Consider the following 2,422-nt stretch of genomic DNA (forward strand, 5'->3'; position numbering starts at 1 on the left):
ATAGCTGGTTCTCCTCGAAAGCTATTTAGGTAGCGCCTCATGTGAATCCTCTTGGGGGTAGAGCACTGTTATGGCTAGGGGGTCATTGCGACTTACCAAACCATTGCAAACTCCGAATACCAAGACGGACTGCATGGGAGACACACGGCGGGTGCTAACGTCCGTCGTGAAAAGGGAAACAACCCAGACCCACAGCTAAGGTCCCAAATTTTGTGCTGAGTGGAAAACGATGTGGAAAGGCACAGACAGCCAGGAGGTTGGCTTAGAAGCAGCCACCCTTTAAAGAAAGCGTAATAGCTCACTGGTCGAGTCGGTCTGCGCGGAAGATTTAACGGGGCTAAGCACAGAACCGAAGCTTGGGGTGCACACTTATGTGTGCGCGGTAGAGGAGCGTTCCGTAAGCCTGCGAAGGTGGATTGAGAAGTCTGCTGGAGGTATCGGAAGTGCGAATGCTGACATGAGTAACGATAATGCGGGTGAAAAGCCCGCACGCCGAAAGCCCAAGGTTTCCTTGCGCAACGTTAATCGACGCAGGGTGAGTCGGCCCCTAAGGCGAGGCAGAAATGCGTAGTCGATGGGAAGCTGGTTAATATTCCAGCACCTCGCGTAAGTGCGATGGAGGGACGGAGAAGGTTAGGTCTACCCGGCGTTGGTTGTCCGGGGGAAAGGCGGTAGGTGTGGATCTTTGGCAAATCCGGGATCCTTCAACACCGAGCACCGAGACGAGTCCATTAGGACGAAGTGACTGATACCACGCTTCCAGGAAAAGCTCCTAAGCTTCAGCTTACGCAGACCGTACCGTAAACCGACACAGGTGGGCAGGATGAGAATTCTCAGGCGCTTGAGAGAACTCGGGTGAAGGAACTAGGCAAATTGGTACCGTAACTTCGGGAGAAGGTACACCCCTCTTGGTGACCATATGCATGGTTGAGCTGAGGGGGGTCGCAGAAACTAGGCCGCTGCGACTGTTTATCAAAAACACAGCACTCTGCAAACACGAAAGTGGACGTATAGGGTGTGACGCCTGCCCGGTGCTGGAAGGTTAATTGATGGGGTCAGCCGCAAGGCGAAGCTCTTGATCGAAGCCCCAGTAAACGGCGGCCGTAACTATAACGGTCCTAAGGTAGCGAAATTCCTTGTCGGGTAAGTTCCGACCTGCACGAATGGCGTAACGACAGCGGCGCTGTCTCCACCCGAGACTCAGTGAAATTGAAATCGCTGTGAAGATGCAGCGTTCCCGCGGCAAGACGGAAAGACCCCGTGAACCTTTACTATAGCTTTACACTGAACGTTGAGTTCGTCTGTGTAGGATAGGTGGGAGGCTATGAAACCAGGACGCTAGTTCTGGCGGAGCCATCCTTGAAATACCACCCTGTCGTGCTTGACGTTCTAACCTAGGCCCGTAATCCGGGTCGGGGACCGTGTATGGTGGGTAGTTTGACTGGGGCGGTCTCCTCCCAAAGTGTAACGGAGGAGCTCGAAGGTACGCTCAGCGCGGTCGGACATCGCGCACTGTGTGCAAAGGCATAAGCGTGCTTGACTGCAAGATCGACGGATCAAGCAGGTAGGAAACTAGGACTTAGTGATCCGGTGGTTCTGTATGGAAGGGCCATCGCTCAACGGATAAAAGGTACTCCGGGGATAACAGGCTGATACCGCCCAAGAGTTCATATCGACGGCGGTGTTTGGCACCTCGATGTCGGCTCATCACATCCTGGGGCTGTAGTCGGTCCCAAGGGTATGGCTGTTCGCCATTTAAAGTGGTACGCGAGCTGGGTTCAGAACGTCGTGAGACAGTTCGGTCCCTATCTGTCGTGGGCGTTGGAGATTTGAGAGGGGCTGCTCCTAGTACGAGAGGACCGGAGTGGACGAACCTCTGGTGTTCCGGTTGTCACGCCAGTGGCACTGCCGGGTAGCTATGTTCGGAAGCGATAACCGCTGAAAGCATCTAAGCGGGAAGCGCGCCTCAAGATGAGATCTCCCGGGAGCTTGACTCCCCTTAAGGAACCATCAAGACCAGGTGGTTGATAGGCAGGGTGTGTAAGTCCAGCAATGGATTGAGCTAACCTGTACTAATGATCCGTGTGGCTTGACCATATAACCTCAAGTGGCCTTGGACTCGACGACACGTTCGACGTTCGGCACAATACCTCGCTACATTCCAAACTATTCGCCCAAGGCAGATCAGTGCATCGATCCGTCCAGGGCAACCAACAAGAGCGCGTGCGCCGTGATGGCGACCCTCCACCCTCTCCCTGGTGACAATAGCTGTGTGGAACCACCCGATCCCTTCCCGAACTCGGAAGTGAAACGCACACGCGCCGATGGTAGTGTGGCTCAAGCCATGCAAGAGTAGGTCATCGCCAGGGGCTTTACACCGAAGGCCGGATCCAACAGGATCCGGCCTTCTTCTTTTGCGCGC

2 rRNA genes (1 of these 2 cut by a window edge) are annotated in these 2,422 nt (G+C 54.7%); both read left to right on the top strand.

The features are described 5' to 3' along the window. A 23S ribosomal RNA gene (locus tag IP93_RS09840) occupies nucleotides 1-2,097 on the top strand (it extends 783 nt beyond the left edge of the window). A gap of 157 nt (nucleotides 2,098-2,254) precedes the next feature. Next, nucleotides 2,255-2,369: ribosomal RNA gene (rrf, locus tag IP93_RS09845) — 5S ribosomal RNA — on the top strand. Nucleotides 2,370-2,422: the final 53 nt, after the last annotated feature.

It is taken from the genome of Aerolutibacter ruishenii (assembly GCF_007830115.1).
Lineage (GTDB): Bacteria > Pseudomonadota > Gammaproteobacteria > Xanthomonadales > Xanthomonadaceae > Aerolutibacter > Aerolutibacter ruishenii.